Source organism: Streptomyces sp. JLBJ103, from assembly GCF_058215575.1.
The window spans coordinates 4,798,884-4,818,462 of sequence record NZ_CM177089.1 but is presented as its reverse complement, the minus strand read 5'-3'; the positions used below and the strand labels follow the sequence as shown (position 1 = coordinate 4,818,462).

General features: G+C 72.2%; 14 protein-coding genes and 1 other RNA gene. 4 read left to right on the top strand and 11 right to left on the bottom strand.

The features are described from left to right. Positions 1 to 353 precede the first annotated feature (353 nt). Together dacB and AC4BEG_RS21165 are read right to left on the bottom strand one after the other, a co-directional pair. On the bottom strand, positions 354 to 1,937 hold the full coding sequence (gene dacB / locus AC4BEG_RS21170) for a D-alanyl-D-alanine carboxypeptidase/D-alanyl-D-alanine endopeptidase (RefSeq protein ID WP_490701315.1): 1,584 nt from the start codon (positions 1,935 to 1,937) through the stop codon (positions 354 to 356). A 59-nt stretch (positions 1,938 to 1,996) separates the two neighbouring features. Continuing rightward, entirely contained in the window at positions 1,997 to 2,602 is a 606-nt protein-coding gene (locus AC4BEG_RS21165; RefSeq protein WP_490701314.1) for a TetR/AcrR family transcriptional regulator, read from the bottom strand. 51 nt (positions 2,603 to 2,653) lie between these two features. On the opposite strand from AC4BEG_RS21165, the gene AC4BEG_RS21160 reads away from it, so the two are divergent. After that, complete coding sequence (locus AC4BEG_RS21160) at positions 2,654 to 3,550, top strand: DUF2867 domain-containing protein (RefSeq protein ID WP_490701313.1); 897 nt, start codon at positions 2,654 to 2,656, stop codon at positions 3,548 to 3,550. A gap of 61 nt (positions 3,551 to 3,611) precedes the next feature. Here the strand turns inward: AC4BEG_RS21160 and ssrA are convergent. From ssrA to ftsE, 5 genes are all read right to left on the bottom strand, one after another. Continuing rightward, positions 3,612 to 3,981, bottom strand: a transfer-messenger RNA (tmRNA) gene (gene ssrA / locus AC4BEG_RS21155). 119 nt (positions 3,982 to 4,100) lie between these two features. Next, positions 4,101 to 4,580: an SsrA-binding protein SmpB gene (gene smpB / locus AC4BEG_RS21150; RefSeq protein ID WP_490701312.1), complete on the bottom strand. Its 480-nt coding sequence runs from the start codon at positions 4,578 to 4,580 to the stop codon at positions 4,101 to 4,103. 18 nt (positions 4,581 to 4,598) lie between these two features. Continuing rightward, positions 4,599 to 5,804 carry a S41 family peptidase gene (locus AC4BEG_RS21145; RefSeq protein WP_490701311.1) on the bottom strand — a complete coding sequence of 402 codons (1,206 nt, stop codon included), beginning with the start codon at positions 5,802 to 5,804 and terminating at the stop codon, positions 4,599 to 4,601. Positions 5,805 to 5,872: 68 nt separating this feature from the next. Beyond that, on the bottom strand, positions 5,873 to 6,787 hold the full coding sequence (ftsX, locus tag AC4BEG_RS21140) for a permease-like cell division protein FtsX (protein WP_201876999.1): 915 nt from the start codon (positions 6,785 to 6,787) through the stop codon (positions 5,873 to 5,875). Positions 6,788 to 6,796: 9 nt separating this feature from the next. After that, positions 6,797 to 7,486, bottom strand: coding sequence for a cell division ATP-binding protein FtsE (gene ftsE, locus AC4BEG_RS21135; protein ID WP_176182652.1), 690 nt, complete (start codon positions 7,484 to 7,486; stop codon positions 6,797 to 6,799). A 328-nt stretch (positions 7,487 to 7,814) separates the two neighbouring features. Between ftsE and AC4BEG_RS21130 the strand changes: the two genes are divergently transcribed. Next, a complete protein-coding gene (locus AC4BEG_RS21130; protein ID WP_490701310.1) occupies positions 7,815 to 8,018 on the top strand; it encodes a hypothetical protein in 204 nt (67 codons plus the stop codon). 131 nt (positions 8,019 to 8,149) lie between these two features. Here the strand turns inward: AC4BEG_RS21130 and AC4BEG_RS21125 are convergent, their stop codons facing one another. The 4 genes from AC4BEG_RS21125 to AC4BEG_RS21110 all read right to left on the bottom strand — a co-directional run bounded on the left by AC4BEG_RS21125 (position 8,150) and on the right by AC4BEG_RS21110 (position 13,524). Beyond that, positions 8,150 to 8,878: a hypothetical protein gene (locus tag AC4BEG_RS21125; protein ID WP_490701309.1), complete on the bottom strand. Its 729-nt coding sequence runs from the start codon at positions 8,876 to 8,878 to the stop codon at positions 8,150 to 8,152. Between the two features lie 289 nt (positions 8,879 to 9,167). Next, positions 9,168 to 10,274, bottom strand: a complete 1,107-nt coding sequence (gene prfB, locus AC4BEG_RS21120; RefSeq protein ID WP_490701308.1) for a peptide chain release factor 2 — start codon at positions 10,272 to 10,274, stop codon at positions 9,168 to 9,170. 40 nt (positions 10,275 to 10,314) lie between these two features. Continuing rightward, the gene (locus AC4BEG_RS21115) at positions 10,315 to 11,628 is read right to left on the bottom strand and encodes a serine/threonine-protein kinase (protein ID WP_490701307.1); all 1,314 of its coding nucleotides are present in this window, start codon (positions 11,626 to 11,628) and stop codon (positions 10,315 to 10,317) included. Between the two features lie 231 nt (positions 11,629 to 11,859). Beyond that, the gene (locus AC4BEG_RS21110; protein WP_490701306.1) at positions 11,860 to 13,524 is read right to left on the bottom strand and encodes a serine/threonine-protein kinase; all 1,665 of its coding nucleotides are present in this window, start codon (positions 13,522 to 13,524) and stop codon (positions 11,860 to 11,862) included. Between the two features lie 503 nt (positions 13,525 to 14,027). On the opposite strand from AC4BEG_RS21110, the gene AC4BEG_RS21105 reads away from it, so the two are divergent. Continuing rightward, positions 14,028 to 17,969 (top strand): FHA domain-containing protein, encoded by a 3,942-nt coding sequence (locus tag AC4BEG_RS21105; protein ID WP_490701305.1) that lies wholly within the window; start codon positions 14,028 to 14,030, stop codon positions 17,967 to 17,969. 243 nt (positions 17,970 to 18,212) lie between these two features. Then, the gene (locus AC4BEG_RS21100; protein WP_490701304.1) at positions 18,213 to 19,571 is read left to right on the top strand and encodes an ABC transporter substrate-binding protein; all 1,359 of its coding nucleotides are present in this window, start codon (positions 18,213 to 18,215) and stop codon (positions 19,569 to 19,571) included. The last annotated feature ends 8 nt before the right edge of the window (positions 19,572 to 19,579 follow it).

Genomic DNA, 19,579 nt, shown 5'->3' with positions numbered 1-19,579 from the left:
CGCCCGGCCCCGCCTCGGCCAGTGGTGAGCCCCGGCCCGGCTAGGCCCTGTCCTGCCGATCTTCGCGGGCCCGCGACGCCTGGCACCGCGTCTCGCCGCGTTGTCGGGATCCTCCGAGTACGCCCAGTACGCGGACGACCCTCCTGCGATCCTCCCCCAGCTACCGCTGGGAGGTGCCCCCTCACCAGACGCCGCGGGCTGATCCACGAAATCGACAGGACAGGACCTAAGCGCTCCGCGGGAAGTGGCGCGAGGTGCCGTCATTCATCCGCGGCTGCGTCGTGGCTGGTCGCCCATGCGGCGGAGCCGCACATCGACACAGCCCCGCGCCCCTTCGGGGCGCCCAGCGCGCCTCAGCAGGGGTGCGGTTTGGCCCAGGCGCATTCCAGGCTCTGGGACGCGCCCGAGCGGACGGCGCGGGGGCGGGTCGCCGACGCGCCGTCCTTGCCGGACTTCGCCAGCGTGACCACGATCGCGTCCTCCAGGCTCTTCACCGACGGCGCGAGGAAGTTGTTGAGCACCACGCTGTAGACCAGCTCCCTGCCGTCCGCGTCGGTGACGTATCCGGAGAGCGCGGAGGCACCGGTCAGGGTGCCGGTCTTGCCGCGCGCGTTGCCCGCGGCCGGGGTGCCGCACATCCGTGAGCGCAGGGTGCCGCCCACGAGGCGGTCGGGGGCGCAGGCCACCGGCAGCGCGGCGTACCAGTCGGCGTACCAGGGCTGGTGCCGTACCGCGAGCAGCAGTTCGCTGAAGTGCCCGGCCGCCACGTTGTCCATCCGGGACAGCCCCGAACCGTCGACCTGGCGCAGTGTGCCGACGTCCACGCCCTGCTTCTTCAGCCAGTCGGAGACGCCGGCCAGACCGGCGGTCCAGGTGCCGCGCCCCGCCGTCTTGTCGCCGATGGCCTTGGTGAGCACCTCGGCGTGGATGTTGTTGGACAGCTTCATGAACGGGATCAGCAGCCGCTTCAGCGGCATGGAGCGGTGGGCGGCGAGCGGCCGGGCGCCGTCCGGGGTGGCCCGGCCCAGCCGGGTGCCCCCCGCGACACGCACCCCGTGCCGTTCCAGCGCGTCGGCGAAGACGGCGGCGGCGTAGCCGGTGGGCTCCCAGACGCTGACCCACTCCTTGGCGGGCGCCGCCCCGGCGGGGACGCTGCCGCTGAGGGTGATGGTGTTGGAGCCGTGGCCCCGCTCGACGGTGAGGGTGCTGCCGCTGCCCGCGGCACCGGTGGTGGCGCGGTTCACCACGCGTACGTACGAGGTCTTCGGGGTGAGCGTGACCGTCGGCCGGGAGCCGGGCCGGGCGCCCGGGGAGGTCTCGACGATGACGCTGCCCGCGTCGTAGTCGGTGTCCGGCGCCACGCTCAAGGCCGAGATCTGGGCCGCGTAGTACGACGACTCGTCGTCGGCGGCCCAGGAGCGGCCGACCCGCTGGGCGTCGAACCGGGTGTCGTCGGCGAGCAGTTGCCCGGTCACCCGGCGGATCCCGGCGTCCGCGACCGACCTGGCCAGCCGCTCGTAGTCGGCGGTGAGCAGCGTCGGATCGCCGCTGCCGCGCAGATACAGATCGCCGCGGAGCACCCGGCCGTGGCGGGTGCCGTCGGTCAGCACATCGGTGCGGAAGCGGTATTCGGGGCCGAGCACCCCCATGGCGGCGGCGGAGGTGAGCAGCTTGGTGTTGGAGGCGGGCATCAGCCGGTCGTCGGGCCGGTGGCGGTAGAGCACGGTGCCGCTCTCGGCGTCGGCGACCACCACTCCGGCGGCGCCGCCCTTCATCACCGGATCGTCGAGGATGGTGTCGATGGCCCCGCCGAGTCCGGGGCGGGAGGTATCCGCACCGGCCGGGGAGCTCCAACTGAGCGTGCAGGCCAGCCCGATGACAACGGGCCAGATCCAGGCGCGCGTACGGCGGTTCACGCGACTCTCGGGTCTCCTCATGCCATGGGAGGATCCCGTACCGCGGACCGCGGCGACAGTGCGCCCACAGCCGCCGCGGGTCAGTCCCGGCGCAGCAGCGTGGCGATGACCGACTCCAGATGGCGGGTCCAGCCCTCGTCGACCGGAAGCGCCTGCGGTACCGCGTGGACCAGCTGGGTGTGCCCGAGGAAGGCGGCGTAGGCCAGCAGGCCCCGGCGGCGCGCGTCGTCCGGCGGAAAGCCCAGTTCGGTGAAGAGCTGTGCCAGATAGCCGATCCTGCGCTCGCTCACCCGCTCCAGCACCGCGGCGACCTGCGGATGGGCGGCGGTGGCCAGCAGCGAGACCTCGAGCGGGTCCCGCGAGACGGCCTCGGTCGCCTCCGCGAACAGCCTGCGCAGCCGTCGCTCGGGATCCGGTTCGCTCGCCAGCCTGGCGATGATCGCCTCGGTGGAGATCTCCTCCCAGCGGGCGAGCGCGGCCTCGATCAGCGCCTCCCGGTGGGGGAAGTGCCAGTAGAAGCTGCCTTTGGTGGCTCCCAGCCGGGCGGCCAGCGGTTCCACCGCGACGGCCGCGAGCCCGCCTTCGCCGATCGCGGTGAGCGCCGCGTCCGCCCAGTCCCCCACGCTCAACCGCCGCTTCGCGCCGCCGCTTCGGGGGGCCCTCGCTCGCCGCTCCACCATGACCATACGGTACCGTACGGTAAAACATACGGCAGCGTATGGAGGTGCACGGTACCCATGCGTACGGTCCGCAACATCCACGAACGCACCATCAATGCTCCAGCGGAAGCGGTCGGAACCCTGCTCGACCTGCTCTCCTCCGAGCACGATCCGATCTGGCCGACCCCGGCCTGGCCGCCGATGCGCTTCGACCGCCCGCTCAGCGTCGGCGCCGAGGGCGGCCACGGCTTCGTCCGCTACACGGTCACCGCCTACGAGCCGGGCCGACGGATCCGGTTCGACTTCCCGTCGGACGAGGGCGGCTTCCATGAACTGACCGTGGAGCCGCTGGATCCCGGCCGCTGCCGGGTCCGCCATGTACTGGAACAGCGGCAGCGCGGCGCGCAGCGAGTGGTGTGGGCGCTGGCCATCCGCTGGGCGCACGACATCGTGGTGGAGGAGATCTTCGACAACATCGAGCGGGTGGCGGCCGGAACGCACCGGGCTCCCCTCCTCTGGTCGCCGTATGTCCGCCTGCTCCACCGGCTGCTGTGGGACCGGCCCGTCGCGGCACCGGTCCCGCCCGGTGCCCGGCTGGCCCGCTCGGCCTTCGAGCGGACCGACTTCTCCGACGCCTGGCGGATGGAGCTCCACCCGGGGATGGAGCGGGACCCGGAGGCATGGCGGGGTGTGCTGCGCGGCGCCTCCTTCCCCGTCAAGGGCCGCGCGGACGGCGAGGTGCTGCTGGGCGAGGACGCCGGGCATCTGGATTTCCGGGCGTCCATCCTCGTCGAGTCCGGCCATGTCACGCTCAGCACGGTCGTACGGACGCACAACGCACGCGGGCGCCTCTACTTCGGCGTGGTCAGACACATACACCCGGTCATGGCCCGCATGATGCTCCGCCGCACCCACCGCAGACTGGCGCTGGCCGCGCCGAGCGCCGGAGAACGCGCGCTGCGAGTGGGTCGGTGAGGCTGTTCAAAACGACGAAGGCGACGTGGCCCGCTGTGCGGGCACACGTCGCCTGTCGTCTTCGTGGAGATGGCGGGAATCGAACCCGCGTCCACCGGTGCGGAAACAGGGCTTCTCCGAGCGCAGTCCGCTGTGCTTTTCTCGGCCCCGGAGATCACACGGACAAGTCTCCGACGGGCTCAGTCACTGTTTGTTTTCCCGCTACGCCCCGTGACCGGGCTTAGCGGTTTAGTTCCCTAGCTGATGCCAGGATCCGGGTCGGGAACATCCCCGGGCTGACACTTCGCAAGTCGCTACTTAGGCAGCGAGGGCGAAGGAATCGCTCTTGGTGTTGGCGATTATTGGTTGCGACATATGGTTTACGAGATCATTGCCGCTTCCTCGGCTCGCTTCCCCTGCTTCGACAGCCGCTGTCGAAACCGATCATCCCCATGTGGTGTTTTCAAGGTGACACCCACCCCGCAGGGGGTGTGCGTGCAGCCATCATAGGTGAACAACGCGCGACGCGGCCACATCATTCCCGCCGTGGCAGCAGCTGTGGCAGCACGGGTCAGGCCCGCTGGCGGCGGCGGGCGGCGGAGATCGCGCGGTCCGCCTCGCGGCGGTCCTGCTTCTCGCGGAGGGTCTGGCGCTTGTCGTAGTCCTTCTTGCCCTTGGCGAGGGCGATCTCGACCTTGGCCCGGCCGTCCTTGAAGTACAGGGCCAGCGGGACGAGGGTGTGCCCGGTCTCCTGGGTCTTGCCGATCAGCTTGTCGATCTCCGCCCGGTGCAGCAGCAGCTTCCGCCTGCGCCGCGCGGCGTGGTTGGTCCAGGTCCCCTGGCTGTATTCGGGGATGTGCACGTTGTGCAGCCATGCCTCGCCGCCGTCGAGCTGGGCGAAGCCGTCCGCGAGCGAGGCCCGCCCCTGGCGCAGCGACTTCACCTCGGTCCCGGTGAGCACCAGACCGCACTCGTACGTGTCCAGGATGTGGTAGTCGTGCCGCGCCTTCTTGTTCTGCGCGATCAGCTTGCGACCCGTCTCTTTAGCCATAGCGAAGACATTGTCGCACTAGGACCCGCCCCCGAGGCCACTCAATACCGTGCGCGCCCGCGCCTCGGCGCCCGGTCCGTCGTCGCCCTTGACCGCCAGGTCCGGGGAGATGCCCGCCCCGTCCACATTGCGACCGGCCGGAGTGCGGTAGTGACCGACGGTGAGCTCGGCGACCGAGCCGTCCGGCAGCTCGCTGGGCATCTGCACCGAGCCCTTGCCGAAGGTCCGGGAGCCGACGACCACGGCGCGGCCACGGTCCTGGAGGGCGCCGGTGAGCAGCTCGGCGGCGCTCATGGTGCCGCCGTCGACCAGGACCACCAGCGGGCTGGCGGTGTCCCCGCCCGGTCGGGCGTCGAGAACGCGCTGGTCACCGCGGACGTCATAGGTGGCGACCAGACCACCGTCGAGGAAGGAGGAAGCGGCGGTCACCGCCTCGGTGACCAGCCCGCCGGAGTTGCCGCGGAGGTCGAGCAGGATGCCCTCGCCCGCCGGGGTCTGCCGTACGGCGCGCCGGACCCGCTCGCCCGAGCCGCGGGTGAAGGAGTCGACCTTGATGCGTACGGCGCCGGCGTCCGGGCCGCCCATGCGGTCCACGGTCACCGGCTCGGTGGCCAGTTTGGCCCGGTGCAGGGTCTCCTGCCAGCTGTGTCCGTCGCGCCGCAGTCCGAGGGTCACGGGCGTGCCCACGGCCCGCCCGTCCGCCCGGCCGCGCAGCCGGGCCACCACATCGGTGACGGGACGCCCGGTGGCCCGCACGCCGTCGATGGTCAACAGCCGGTCGCCGGCCCGGATCCCGGCCTCGCGGGCGGGGCTGCCGGGCTGGACCCGGTCGACCTCGATCCGGCCCTCGCGGCCCAGGCGGGCGGAGATCCCGGTGCCCACGTAGGCACCGTTGAGGTTGCGCCGGAATCCCTCGTACTCACGGGCGCTGTAGACGGCGCCCCATCGGTCGCCGCTGCGGCTCACCACCTCACGGGCGGCCTGGGAGCCGGACTTGCCGTCCTGTTGGGCGGCGGCCGCGGCCGCCTTCACCTCGTCGCTCTCCACGGAGCCGACGACCGCCTGCGCCGGTATCCGGTCCGCCGCGGGGCCATGTCCGTTCTCCGCCTCGGCGTCCCAGGAGCCGACGGCAGCGCCGGTGGCCAGCACGCTCACGAAGATCAATGTCAGGGCTGCCCCGCGGCGAACGCGGCGGGGTTGGACGAACAAAGACGGGCCCGACATGCCGGTGAGTGTAGGCCACCCATGGGCGCCGTACGGCGGGTTGTCCGGTACGGCGCCCTGGGCGAATGTCACACCTTGAGGTACTTGCGGAGCGCGAAGAAGGCGGCGAGAGCGGGCATCAGCAGCCCAATCGCCAGCACCAGCGGCAACTTGGCGAGCACCGCGTCCCAGCCGATGAAGTTGATCACGTCGATCTTGTTCACCAGCCAGTTGTTGACCAGGAAGTACTGCCCGCTGACCAGCAGTACGCAGGCGAAGCCCGCGCCCAGCAGCCCCGCGATGGCGGCCTCCATGATGAACGGCATCTGGATGTAGAAGCTGGACGCGCCGACCAGTCGCATGATCCCGGTCTCCCGGCGGCGGCTGAACGCCGACACCCGGACCGTATTGACGATCAGCATCAGCGCGACGACCAGCATCAGCGTCATCACCGCAAGCGCCGCGAAGTTCATGCCGTTGAGCAGGTTGAAGAGGTCGTCGACCAGCTTCTTCTGGTCCTGCACCTCCTGCACCCCTGGTCGGGCGGCGAAGGCGGTGGAGATCACGTCATAGCGCTCGGGGTCCTTCAGCTTGACCCGGAAGGACTCCTGCATCTGATCCGGGGTCAGCGAGTCGGCGAGCGGCGAGTCCCCGAACTGCTCCTTGTAGTGCTTGTACGCCTCCTCACTCGTCTCGAAGTGCACCGACTCCACGACGTTCATCTGCTTGAGCTCGGAGCGGATCTCCTTCTTCTGGGCCTCCGTTACGGCCCCCTTGGCGCAGTTGGCCGAGGACGACTCCTTGTCGTTCTTGTTGCAGAGGAAGATCGAGACGTTGACCTTGTCGTACCAGTAGCCCTTCATCGTGCTCACCTGCTCGCGCATGAGCAGGGACCCGCCGAACAGGGCGAGCGAGAGGGCGACGGAGACGATCACCGCGAAGGTCATCGTGAGATTACGGCGGAGACCGACGCCGATCTCCGACAGGACGAACTGGGCGCGCATGGCGTCCTTTCAGTGCTGGTAGCCGTAGACGCCGCGGGACTGGTCGCGGACGAGACGGCCCTTCTCAAGTTCGATCACGCGCTTGCGCATCTGGTCCACGATCTGCTGGTCGTGCGTGGCCATCACGACGGTGGTACCGGTCCGGTTGATCCGGTCCAGCAGCTTCATGATCCCGACGGAGGTCTGCGGGTCCAGGTTGCCGGTCGGCTCGTCGGCGATCAGCAGCATCGGACGGTTGACGAACGCGCGCGCGATGGCCACACGCTGCTGCTCACCGCCGGAGAGCTCACCGGGCATCCGGTCGTCCTTGCCCCCCAGGCCCACCAGGTCGAGCACCTCGGGCACGGTCTTGCGGATGGCGGCACGCGGCTTGCCGATCACCTCGAGCGCGAAGGCCACGTTCTCGCCGACCGTCTTGTTGGGGAGCAGCCGGAAGTCCTGGAAGACCGTCCCCAGCTGGCGGCGCATATGCGGCACCTTCCAGTTGGACAGCCGCGCGAGATCCTTGCCCAGCACATGGACCGCGCCATGGCTGGCCCGCTCCTCTCGGAGAAGGAGCCGCAGAAAGGTGGACTTTCCCGACCCCGAGGAGCCCACCAGGAAGACGAACTCGCCCTTCTCGATCTCGAGCGAAACGTCCCGGAGTGCGGGACGGGTCTGCTTGGGGTAGGTCTTGGATACGTTGTCGAATCGGATCACTGAAGCACCACGGTCGACCTGGGTAGCGGTACGGGCAGCTGCCTGAGCGGCTCCCGTCGGTGAGCGTGACCATACGCGAACCGCGTGCGAGCGCGCAGCGCCCATCCGTCTTGGTGCGTTTATTCACGGCACTATTGGGGGCAAACGGTTGACAAACTGACCGCTGGGCCATCCGATCTGGCCACGGAACCGGTACGGATGCGGCACGGAATCGTGCGGGACGCGCCGAACCGGGCGGAAGCTGGCACAGTGGAAGGGGAACCAACCGATTTCCCTGAGCGTTGGGCCCGTGTCTACTGCGGCACCGCCGTGCGGGAGGAGAAAGCGCATGACGTATGACAGGCTCGTCTGCGCCAACTGCGCGAGCCCGGTCAGCGAGGGCCGCTGCCCGGTCTGCCGGGCAAGCAGGGAGCGCCTGGCGCAGCAGGACGGCCTTTTCGGCGGACTGACGCCGGCCGCCCTGGTGGCGCTGCTGGTGGCGCTGATCGCGGTGGCCCTGCTGGCCCATGAGGTGGCCACCGCCGCGGCGTGACGTTCGGTCGCCGCCCGCGCACCCGGATATACCGCGACATACCGAGGGGCCCGGAGTTCTGTAGCGCTCCGGGCCCCTCGCCGTACTTACGGACCGTGAGTATCAGGTCCGAGTGTGCCTACGGTCTGTGATCAGGCCACGTTGTTGCGGTTGACCAGCCGCGGCATCAAGCGGAAACCGATACCGCCCGCGATCATCGTCGCGGCGCCGACCAGCAGGAACGTGGTCTCACCGGCACCGGTCTCGGCCAGCTGCTCCTTGGCCTTGCCCTGCTCGACCGGCTTGGAACCGACGTTGTCGGTGTCCGTGTTGTCGTCGCAGTTGGTGCTGTCGAGATCCACCGTGCAGGTGTTGGAGTCGTCGCCGCCGTTGTGGCCGCCGCCACCGCCCGGGGCGGGCGAGCTGGGCTCGTCGGTCGGCTCACCGGTCGGCGGGTCGGTGGGCTCGCTCGTGGGCGGGTCCGTCGGCTCACCGGTCGGCGGGTCCGTCGGCTCGCCCGTGGGCGGGTCCGTCGGCTCACCGGTCGGCGGGTCCGTCGGCTCGCCCGTGGGCGGGTCGGTGGGCTCGTCCGTGGGCGGGTCCGTCGGCTCGCCGGTCGGCGGGTCGGTGGGCTCGTCCGTGGGCGGGTCCGTCGGAATCGAGGTCGGGTCGTCCGTGGGCTCGTCGGTCGGGTCGGGATTGCCGACATTCGCGCCGACGTCCACACCCTGGTCATCGGCGTTGACCGAGGCTTCGACGCCACCGATACCGACGTCCACACCCACGGCCGATGCGGCGCCGGCGGCGGTGAGCGACGCACCGGCGGCGATCACCGCGCCGGCGGCTATGCGCGCAATCCGCAGCCGCGTCTTCTTCGTCATCTGCCTGCTACCCCCAGTAGCTGTACTCGTCAATGGAGCAGCTATGCACGGGGCCACGGCCGCCGGGGTGTCATCATCCGCGGTCACCGCCGCAACTGGCGGTCCGCTGGTCCCCGTTCACACGCGCCCCAAGACATACGCATGCCGCGCGTCAGCCTTCCCCGTTCTGAAATCACCGTCAAGGTCATTTCCGTACGAGATGTCCCGTATGCATTTCCTTGAGTGATGCATGGGTACAGGACTGTGACCAAAAAGCGTGCCGACGCGGCTACTTGGGGACCGCCCGGCCTTACTTCTCCTGCTGCTTCCGCCAGCGGATCCCCGCCTCGAGGAAGCCATCCAGCTCACCGTCGAGCACCGCCTGCGGGTTGCCGACCTCGAACTCGGTCCGCAGGTCCTTGACCATCTGGTACGGGTGCAGGACGTAGGAACGCATCTGGTTGCCCCAGGAGTTGCCGCCATCGCCCTTGAGCGCGTCCATCTTGGCCTGCTCCTCCTGGCGGCGGCGCTCGAGCAGCTTCGCCTGGAGGACGTTCATCGCGGTGGCCTTGTTCTGGATCTGCGAGCGCTCGTTCTGGCAGGAGACCACGATGCCGGTCGGGATGTGGGTCAACCGCACCGCGGAGTCGGTGGTGTTGACGCCCTGGCCGCCGGGGCCGGAGGAGCGGTAGACATCGACCCGCAGCTCGGACTCGTCGATCTCGATGTGGTCGGTCTGCTCGACCACCGGCAGCACCTCGACGCCCGCGAACGACGTCTGACGGCGGCCCTGGTTGTCGAACGGCGAGATCCGCACCAGCCGGTGGGTGCCCTGCTCGACCGAGAGGGTGCCGTAGGCGTACGGGACCTGGACGGCGAAGGTGGTCGACTTGATTCCGGCCTCCTCCGCGTACGAGGTCTCGTAGACCTCGGTCTTGTAGCCATGGCGCTCGGCCCAGCGCAGATACATCCGCTGAAGCTGCTCGGCGAAGTCGGCGGCGTCGACACCGCCCGCCTCGGCTCGGATGTTGACGAGCGCTTCCCGGGCGTCGTACTCGCCGGACAGGAGGGTGCGCACCTCCATCTCGTCGACGGCCTTGCGCACGGCCTCGAGCTCGGCCTCGGCCTCGGCGCGGGCGTCATCGTCGCCCTCGGCGTCGGCGAGCTCGAAGAGCACCTCGAGGTCGTCGATACGGCCGCGCAGCTCCTCGGTCCGGCGCAGCTGCCCCTGGAGATAGGAGAGCTTGCTGGTGACCTTCTGCGCGTTCTCCGGGTCGTCCCACAGGGACGGGGCCGCCGCCTGCTCCTCGAGCACGGCGATGTCGGCCCTCATCTTCTCGAGGTCCAGGACGGCCTCGATCGACCCCATGGTCGAGGAGAGGGACTTCAGCTCTTCGGATACATCGACGACTGCCACGGCACCAGCGTAACCGCTACGGAAGACTGACCGACCCCGGTCAGCGAGTCCCGGCGTCCTGGGAGCTGGAGTGCTCCCCGCCCTTGGGCGAATCGCCGCCCTCGTCGTCGCCGGTGGCCAGCCATCCGCCCACCGCGATCGCGATCAGCGCCGCCGTCGAGACCACCGCGGCCTTCACCCGGCGGCGGCGCACCGCCTCCGAGGGCCGGTTGCGGGCCGAGCCCGCCCGGCGCTGGCCGTGCATCCGAGGGGCACGCGCGGTGCCGTGGGCGCCGCCCGCGAGCTCATCGGCGCTGGGCACCCGCATGCTGGTGTGGGTCTCCCGGCTGGAGTCGGGTACGGCGCCGGGGACCAGCGGCACCGCGCCGCGCCGCCGCGGCGGCTGCCCGGCGGCCGGGGGCCGGGCGGGCTCCTCGTAGCCGCCTCCGCGCTCCTCCTCCGCCTGCTCATCGGGCTCGTCGATGTCCAGCGGCGGATATCCCACCAGGCTCGGCAGCACCTCGCGCAGCCTCGTGGCCAGCTCGGAGGCGCGCAGCCGGGAGGCGGGCGCCTTGGCCAGGCACTGGAGGAGCAGCTGCCACAGCTCGTCGGGGATCCCGGGCAGCGGCGCCACGGTCTCGGTCACATGGCGGCGCAGGATCGCGCCGGGGTGGCCGCCGCCGAACGGGGTGAACCCGGCCAGCAGCTCGTACAGCACGGTGGCCAGCGCGTACACATCGACGCTGGCGCGCGGCGGCAGCCCCTCGATGATCTCCGGGGCGAGATAGTCCGGGGTGCCGATGACACTGTGCGGGTTCGGCGAGCGGCCCTGGCCCTGCTGCTGGCTACGGGCGGGCTGCCGCTCGCGGATCCGGCTGGGGGCGTCGACCAGGCGCGCGATACCGAAGTCGGTGAGCAGCGCGGGGTGCGAGCCGCCGGGGCCCAGCGGGCCCTGCATGTCCAGCAGCACGTTCTCCGGCTTGACGTCGCGGTGCACCACACCGGCGGCGTGCGCCGCGGCCAGCGCGTCGGCCACGTCCGCGGCGATGGCGACCGCCGCCTCCGGGGCGAGCCGCCGCTCGCGGTCCAGCCGGGTGCGCAGATCCGTACCGCGGATCAGGTCCATGACGAGCGCCAGGTCGTTGCCGTCGACCACCAGGTCGCGCACGGCGACCACCCGGGGGTGGTCGAGGCCGAGCAGCGCGGTGCGCTCCTGTACGAAACGGCCGACCAGCTCCTGATCGGAGGCAAGGTCCTCGCGCAGGAGCTTGATGGCGACGGGGCCCTCGGGCCCTTCGCCCAGCCACACCGTGCCGGCGCTGCCGCGTCCCAGGACCTGGTGCGCGGTGTACCGGCTGCCGATCTTCCGTGACAAGACTGCTCCGAATCCTCCGACAGGGGGCACGTTGGCGACAAAGCTACGCGGCTACTGGCGCGTTGGGTGCGCCAGACCACGCCAACTGTCACTTCTGCGGTGGAAAACACCCTTCGGATGTCGACAAATCTCCGAAGTCGGCGGTAGAGGAGCGGAAACGGAGACGGTTCCGGACGTCCCGTCAGCCGGTCGGTCCGTCAGCCGACCTCCGTCCGTCAGCCGGTCGGTCCGTCAGCTCGGCCCGCCCAGGTCGGAGATCCACTGCTTGACGTCGGAGATCCAGCCGGAGACGGCGTCCCAGTAGCTCTTGCCCTCGGCGACCCAGTCCTTGAGCGGGGTCAACTCCCAGACCAGCCAGGAGCCCACCACCAGGACCACGATCACGAACAGACAGCCCTTGAGGCACCCCAGACCCGGGATCTTCATCCGGTTGGGGTTGGAGCCGCGCTGCCGGGGCTGACGCGGTTCGGGCTGCGGCGGCTGCGGCGGCGGGGCGTAGCGCTGCGGCTGCGGCTGCTGCGGGTGGTGCGGCGCCGGGGCGTAGTTCTGCGGCTGCTGGTACGGCGGCGGCTGCGGGCGGCGCTGCTGGCGCTGCGGCGGCTGCTGACGCTGCGGCGGCTGCTGAGGCGCCGGGCGGCGCTGGGGGCGGCGGCGCAGCGGGTCCTCGCTCGGGTCGAGGTACTGGACCTGCGTCTGCTCATTGCGGTCGCGGGCCGCGCGGAGCTGGTTCTGCCAGGGGTGCGGATCGTCCCCGGGGTTGCCGGGCGGCACGGGCGGCATCGCGCGCGTCGGATCGGCGTCCCCGGGGCCGCCGGGCCCGGAGCCGGTGGGCGACATCACCTGGGTGGGGTCGGCGTCCGGCCCGGTGGTGGGCAGCACATTGGTGGCCGCGGCCGGGTCGTAGGAGGGCGCGTTGGTCGGCAGCGCCTGGGTGGGGTCGGCCGAGCCGGCTGGCGCGGTGTCCGGCACCGGCGCGGGCGCCGGGTCCGGCGCGAGCAGCGCGGCGACGCCGAGCGCCGCCTCCGCCTGCGCGGGCGAGGCGTGCACCCCGATGCCCGAGGCGACCACGCGCAGGCCGCGGGCCAGGTTCTCGGCGCTGGGGCGCTCGTCGGGGTTCTTGCGCAGACAGCGCTCTATGACGGTCCACAGCGGCTCGGGCACGGTGGTGGGGCGGCGCGGCTCCTCGCTCAGATGCCGGTGCAGCACCTCCAGGGCCGTGTTGCCCGCGAACGGCGGACGGCCGGTCACCAGCTCGTACAGCAGGATGCCCGCGCCGTAGATGTCGACCGCGGACGTCTGCGGACGGCCCTCCGCGGACTCCGGCGCCACATAGGCCGGGGTGCCGACGAACTCCTGAGTGCGGGTGAGACCGGGTGAGTCGGCCAGTCGCGCGATGCCGAAGTCGGTCAGCATCGGGTGCATCTCCTCGCCCTCACCGGTGCCCGCGAGGAGCACGTTGGCGGGCTTGAGATCGCGGTGCACCACACCGTCGGCGTGGCTGGCGGCGAGCGCGTCGGCGATCTGGGCGGTGAGGAGGGACGCGGCGACGGGGGTGAAGGGGCCGTTGCGGCGCAGGTAGTTGTGGAGGTCGGGACCGTCGATCAGATCCATGACCAGGGCGAGCAGATCGCCCTCCACCACCAGGTCGCGGGTGCGCACGATATTGGGGTGGGTGAGCCGGAGCAGTACGGAGCGCTCGCGGAGAAAGCGCATGACGATCTCCGCGTCGTTCGCGAGCTCCTCCTTGAGGACCTTGATCGCGACGGTCTCACCGGGCTGCCCGGCCACGGCGGCCTCGGCCCCCGCCGTCTCCCGCTGGCTGGCTCGCCAGACGGTGCCCGTGGCTCCGCGTCCGAGCGGCTCCTCGAGCAGGTACTTGCTGCCTACCGGCCGCACGTCATGCGCTCCCTGATCGTGGTCTTCATCGCTTGCGTCGCTGTACTGCTGGGTCGTACTCGTCCGCTGGGTCGTACTCGTCCGCCCCACTGTAATGGGGACGGACGGGCCTCCGTACTGATCACCACACGAGTGGAGCCGGAGCGGTCTCCCGCTCTCCGCTCACCGCGCGACTCGGGGGGAAGACGATCGATCCGAGCGGTTGGTTGCGGCCGGGTACGTACCGGGCCACGGTCCGGCGCAAACCACGGTTGATCCGATCGCAATCAACCACTTTCGGCCGACCAGCCGACCAATCAAGATCATGTAATGCCGGGCGGCGGGCGAAGTGTCTGCGGCAGGTGCAAGGATGCACGCAGCACGGAAGCGCCGAGCGGCGGGGAGCTCACGCTCCGTGACCCGTACGACCCCGTACGGACCTGTACGTGCCGAAGGGCCTGGGGGCGGAGGTGGGGATCGGCACCCCTGCCCGGCCCCCCGGACAGAAGGGACCGTTGACGGCGATGCAGATTCGGCTGACCGTCCTCGGGCCGCGCAGCGCCCACCCGGGCCGTTCCGGCCATCCAGCCCCCGCCCACGCGCCGGTGTGCGCCGTGGACGTGCTTGTGACCGCCCCGGTCGGCACGGCCCTGGCCTCGGTGGCCGGCGGTCTGGCCACGGCGGTGGCCGCGGCCGGGAGCGACGCGGGCGCGGGCGGCGGTGGCTCGGGCGGCGGGACGGTCGTGCTCTACGCGGGGACCGAGCGGCTGGACCCGCAGCGCTGCGCGCTCGGCGAACCGCCGCTGGTCGACGGCGCGGTGCTCGCCCTGCACGCCCCGGCCGACCCCGACCGCTCCCCGGCGTACGCGGGCTCCCCCGGGCTGCCCGAGGCGGCCGTCGCCGAGGCCGCGGTCCATCTGGACGTGGTCGCCGGGCCCGACGCGGGCGGGGTCCATCTGCTCCACGGCGGCCAGGTCCGCGTCGGCCGCTCCGCGGAGGCGGACGTCCCTCTCGACGACCCCGATGTCTCCCGGCTGCACTGCGCGGTGACGGTCGCCGAGGACGGCCGGGTGACCGTCGCGGACCTCGGCTCGACCAACGGCACGGCGGCCGACGGGGCCCCCGTCGGCTCCCATCCGGTGCCGCTGACGCCGGGGGCGCTGCTGCGCATCGGCGAGTCCGCGCTGCGGCTGCGGACACCCGGCGCGGCCTCCCCGGCCGCGCCCCGCCTCCCCGCCCACCCGGACGGCGAGGGCCATCTGCGGATCACGCCCCGGCCGGACACCGGTGCAGTCAGCCACGCGGAGGGCCCCTGGACCGGTGCCCCGCCCGCGCCCGCCACCCACTCCGCCGAGGGCACCTGGACACCCCCCACCCGCCACCCCGGCGCGGGGTGGGTTCCGGTCACGGAAGGTGACCGGGGCGGACGCGGCGGGGAGCGTGATGTACGCCACAGCCCGGATGGGCCGGGAGCGCCCGGCCGACGTGACGAAGACCACTCCCGCGCGGCGGAAACGGGCTGGGGCCCGGGTGGCGGGCCCGAGGGCCCCGGCCGGAGGGGCGACAGCGGGAGCTACGGCGGCTCCAACGAAGCGATCCCGAGGGCCGGGACGGGCCGGGCGACCGACGGCGGGCGGGGGGCCGAGGGCGCTGGCGGGTCCGGCCAGGCGGCTGGGGGCCGCCCAGGCGGCGAGGGGCAGTGGGACACCGGCGCCTACCCCGGCGAGCGCGACGGCCGGGGTGCCACCGGCCGGACGGCAGACGGCCCTTGGGGGCCCGGCGACCACGGCGGCCCGTCGGGGCGCCGTGGCGCTTCCGGGTCGCGCGCCGAGCGCGAACGGCGCGCGGACGCACAGAGCCCCGCCGCCCAGCGCCCCGCCGGACGGCGTGACGGCGGACGGCTGGACGGAACGCACGCGCATCCGCGCCCGTACACCTTCGACGTACCCGGGGCGCAGCCTCGGCGGCGCGGGATAGGGGCCTGGGTACGGCAGTTCGCCGCGAGCAAGGGCGAGCGGGCCGACGGGCGTGACGACGGCGGCGCGCGGGGCGCGGCGGAGCGGGCGGCGGCCGAGGCGGAGGCGTTGCAGCTGCGGTGGCCGGATCCCGCCGCCGTGCTGATGACCGCGCTCGGCCCGGGACCGCGGCTGTGGGAGCGCGGCCCGGACCATCCGGACGCGCTCACCGTGCGGCTCGGCTCGGCCGACCGGCTGGCGGCCGACGGCAGGCTGTTGCCCGCCGCACCCGTCACCGTCGCGCTGCGTCAGGCGGGTTCGCTGGGTCTCGCCGGACCGCGTGCCCGACTCGCCGGGCTCGCCCGGTCGTTGGTGGCGCAGCTCGCGGCACTGCACTCGCCTGCCACCCTGGAGCTCGTCCTGATCAGCACGGACCGCTCCCGCACCGCCGGGGAGCGGCTCGCCGAGTGGTCATGGCTGGGCTGGCTGCCCCAGGTGCGCCCGCTGCGCGGGCAGGACTGCCGGTTGCTGCTCGCCTACGACGCCGAGCAGGCGTCGGCGCGCGCGGCCGAGTTGGCGCGGCGGCTGGAGGACGGCCCGCTCGGACCGTCGTGGGCCGACGCTCCCCCCGCCGCCGTGGCCTCGGCCGCGGCCCGCCACTCCGGGCCGTACACGGTGGTGCTCGTCGACGGCGACCCCGGACCGGCCGCGCTCCGCGAGACGTTCGCGGGTCTGGCCACCGGTGGTCCGGCCGCCGGAATCCATCTGGTGAGTCTGTCCGAGGCCCCGGTCGCCTCGCCCGCGTCCCCGCTGTGGCGGAGCTACGAGGCCGCGCGCTCGCAGTCCACGGCCTTCGGGGCCTGCGGGGTGGCCGCACTGCTGAGCGGTGATGTGGCCACGGGTCTCCAGATCGTGCACCGCGACGACCCCCACCACCCCATCGGCACCGACGCGTTCGGCGCCAGCGGGTCGGCGGGCTCGACCGGGGCCGCGAGCACCGTGACGGTGGACGCGGTGTCGGGGGCGTGGGCCGAGCGGTTCGCGCGGGCGCTCGCTCCTCTGCGTCCGTCGGCCTCCGCGTACGGCGGTACGGACGGCCCCGGCCGTCTGCCGACCACCCCGCTGCCGGGCACGTCCCGGCTACTGGACGAGTTGGGTCTCGCCCGCGCCACGCCCGCGTCGCTGCTGGCGCGTTGGGCCGCGGCGGCCGACGAGGTTCCGGCGGGCGGCCGGGCTCAGGCGGTGCTCGGCGCCGGGCCGCACGGCCCGCTTGCGGTCGATCTCGTCGCCGACGGACCGCATCTGGCGGTCGACGGCGCGGCGGGCACCGGCAAGACGGAGCTGCTGCGGTCGCTGGCCGCCTCGCTCGCGGCGGCCGAGCGGCCGGACCGGCTGGAGCTGGTCCTGGTCGACGGCGCGGGCGGCGGGGCCGCGTCCGGGCCCGGGTCCGGGTCCGGCGGCGGCACGGCGGGCGGCGGCGAGGGGCTGCGGGTGTGCACAGACCTGCCGCATGTCTCGACCTATCTGGCGGCCTCCGACCCGGTCCGGATGCGGGAGTTCGCACAGGCGCTGAGCTCGGAACTCAAGCGCCGTGCCGAACTGCTGGGCTCCCAGGACTTCACCACCTGGCACACCGACCGCCCCGACGGCCCCGACGACCGGCCGGGCAGCCCCACGGCACCGGACCGTTCGGCCACGAGCGGCCCGGTCATCGGCCCGCAGGCCACGGGCTCTCCGGCCACCGGCGCGCAGACGCCCGACCGTACGGAGCCCGGCAGGTCCGCCACCGGGGACCCGCGGAGGCCACGGGTGGTGGCGCCGCGGGTGGCCGGGGACGTCGATCCGCCGTCCGGTGACACCATGCATACGCTCAATCTGCACGCGGGGCCCGGTCAGCGGCACACCGCCGGCCCGCGCCCGCTGCCGCGGCTCGTGGTGCTCGTCGACGACTACGACGCGCTGGTCGCCCCCGCGCTCGGCAGTCCCGGGCGGCCGGCCGCCGGGTCGGTGGTCCGGGCGCTGGAGGCCGTCGCACGGGACGGGGCGCGGCTCGGAGTGCATCTGGTGGCGGCGTCGGGCCGCCCGGAGCGTACCGCGGAGACGGCGGCGGTCGAGCGGGCCGGGCTCCGGATCGCCCTGGAGACCCTGCCCCTGGAGGCCGCCGGACCGGTCCCCGGCACCGCGCCGGAAGGGTCCGGAGCCACCCCCGGCACCCCCGCCTCGTCAACGCCCGCCGCGGGGGAGCGCACCCCCGGCCGGGGCCGGCTGTTCGCCCCCCGGGGCGGCGCCGTGACACCGTTCCAGGCCGGGCGGGTGACCGGGCGGATACCGCGGACCGCGACCCAGCGGCCCACCGTGGTGCCGCTCGAATGGGAGCGGATGGGCGATCCGCCGACCCGGCGGCCGCTGCGCGAACTGGGCAACGGGCCAACGGACTTGGCGCTGCTGGCCAGTGCGCTCCAGCGCGCCGCGCAGTCGGCGGACGCCTCCACCGCACCCGCGCTGATCTGACCGCCGCCGTCCGAGGATTCCGTCCGACCGTTCCTGTCCGGCCTTCCGAGTCGATCTTCCCATCCTCCCCTCTGACCCCCCTGACCCGTTCTCGTCCAACACGCATCTGACTCTTCATCACGTCACTGTCACGATCGCCGAGTTGAACCCGAAAGCGGTATTGCGGCGTTCGGTTACCGGGCGTAGGACTGACGCACGGGACACGGCCGCACGGGGGCGGTCGGCATCGGAGGGAAAACGGGGATGCACACATCGCTTCGTACGAAGCGTTCCACTCGGGCCACGGTGGCCCTGCTGTCGGTGGGAGCGCTCACGCTCACCGCCGCGGGCTGCGGTGGTGACGACGGGGACACGGCAGGCGGCAGTCCACCGCCGGTCACCGTGCGGCTGCCCAGCCTGAAGGGTCAGAAGCTCCAGGTGACCGCGGTCTGGACAGGGACTGAGCAGGAGAATTTCACCAAGGTTCTGAAGGAGTTCGAGAAGCGCACCGGGGCCACGGTGTCCTTCGTGCCCAGCGGCGACGACATGTCGGCCTTCGTCGGCTCGAAGATCGCCGGTGGCGCGCCGCCCGACGTGGCGATGGTCGGACAGGTCGGAGTACTCCGCGAGTTCGCGCAGAAGGGCTGGGCCAAGCCGGTCGACGCGGCCACCGAGGCGCAGCTGAAGAAGAACTTCGCGAAGGGCTGGCGTGATCTGGGCGCCTGGAAGGGCACCCAGTACGGGGTGTATTTCAAGGTCAGCAACAAGTCCCTGGTCTGGTACAACACCTCGGCGTTCGACTACGCGGGCGCGAAGGAGCCGAAGACCTGGAAGGACTTCCTCGCACAGGCCCAGCTGGTGTCGGACTCCGGCACCGACGCGATCTCCGTCGGCGGCCAGGACGGCTGGACGCTCACCGACTGGTTCGAGAACGTGTATCTCTCCCAGGCGGGCCCGGAGAAGTACGACCAGCTGGCGCAGCACAAGATCAAGTGGACCGACCCGTCCGTCACCAAGGCGCTGACCACACTGGCCGAGCTGTGGGGCACCAAAGGGCTGCTGGCGGGCGGCCGGAACGGCGCGCTGCACACCGCGTTCCCGGACTCGGTCTCCAAGACCTTCGCCAACGCCGCGGAGCCGGAGGCGGGCATGGTCTTCGAGGGCGACTTCGTCGCGGCCAACGTGGCCGACGCGGGCGCGGAACTCGGCCACGACGCCAAGGTGTTCCCCTTCCCCGCGGTGGGTGCGAAGCCCCCGGTGGTCACCGGTGGCGACGCGGCCGTGGCGCTGAAGCGGAGCAAGGCGTCGCAGGCGCTGCTGACCTTCCTCGCCTCGCCCGACGCGGCCCATATCTGGGCCGGTTCCGGGGGTTTCATCTCGGCGAACAAGTCTCTCGACCTCAGCGCCTACCCCAACGCGCCGCTGCGCGGCATCGCCAAGGCGCTGATCTCGGCGGGCAATGACTTCCGGTTCGACATGTCCGACCAGGCTCCGGCCTCCTTCGGCGGAAAGCCGGCCCAGGGCGAGTGGAAGGCGCTCCAGGACTTCCTCAAGAACCCGAGGAACGTCACAGGCATCCAGCGCCAGTTGGAGGCCGACGCGGCCAAGGCGTACCAGAACTGACGACCCGA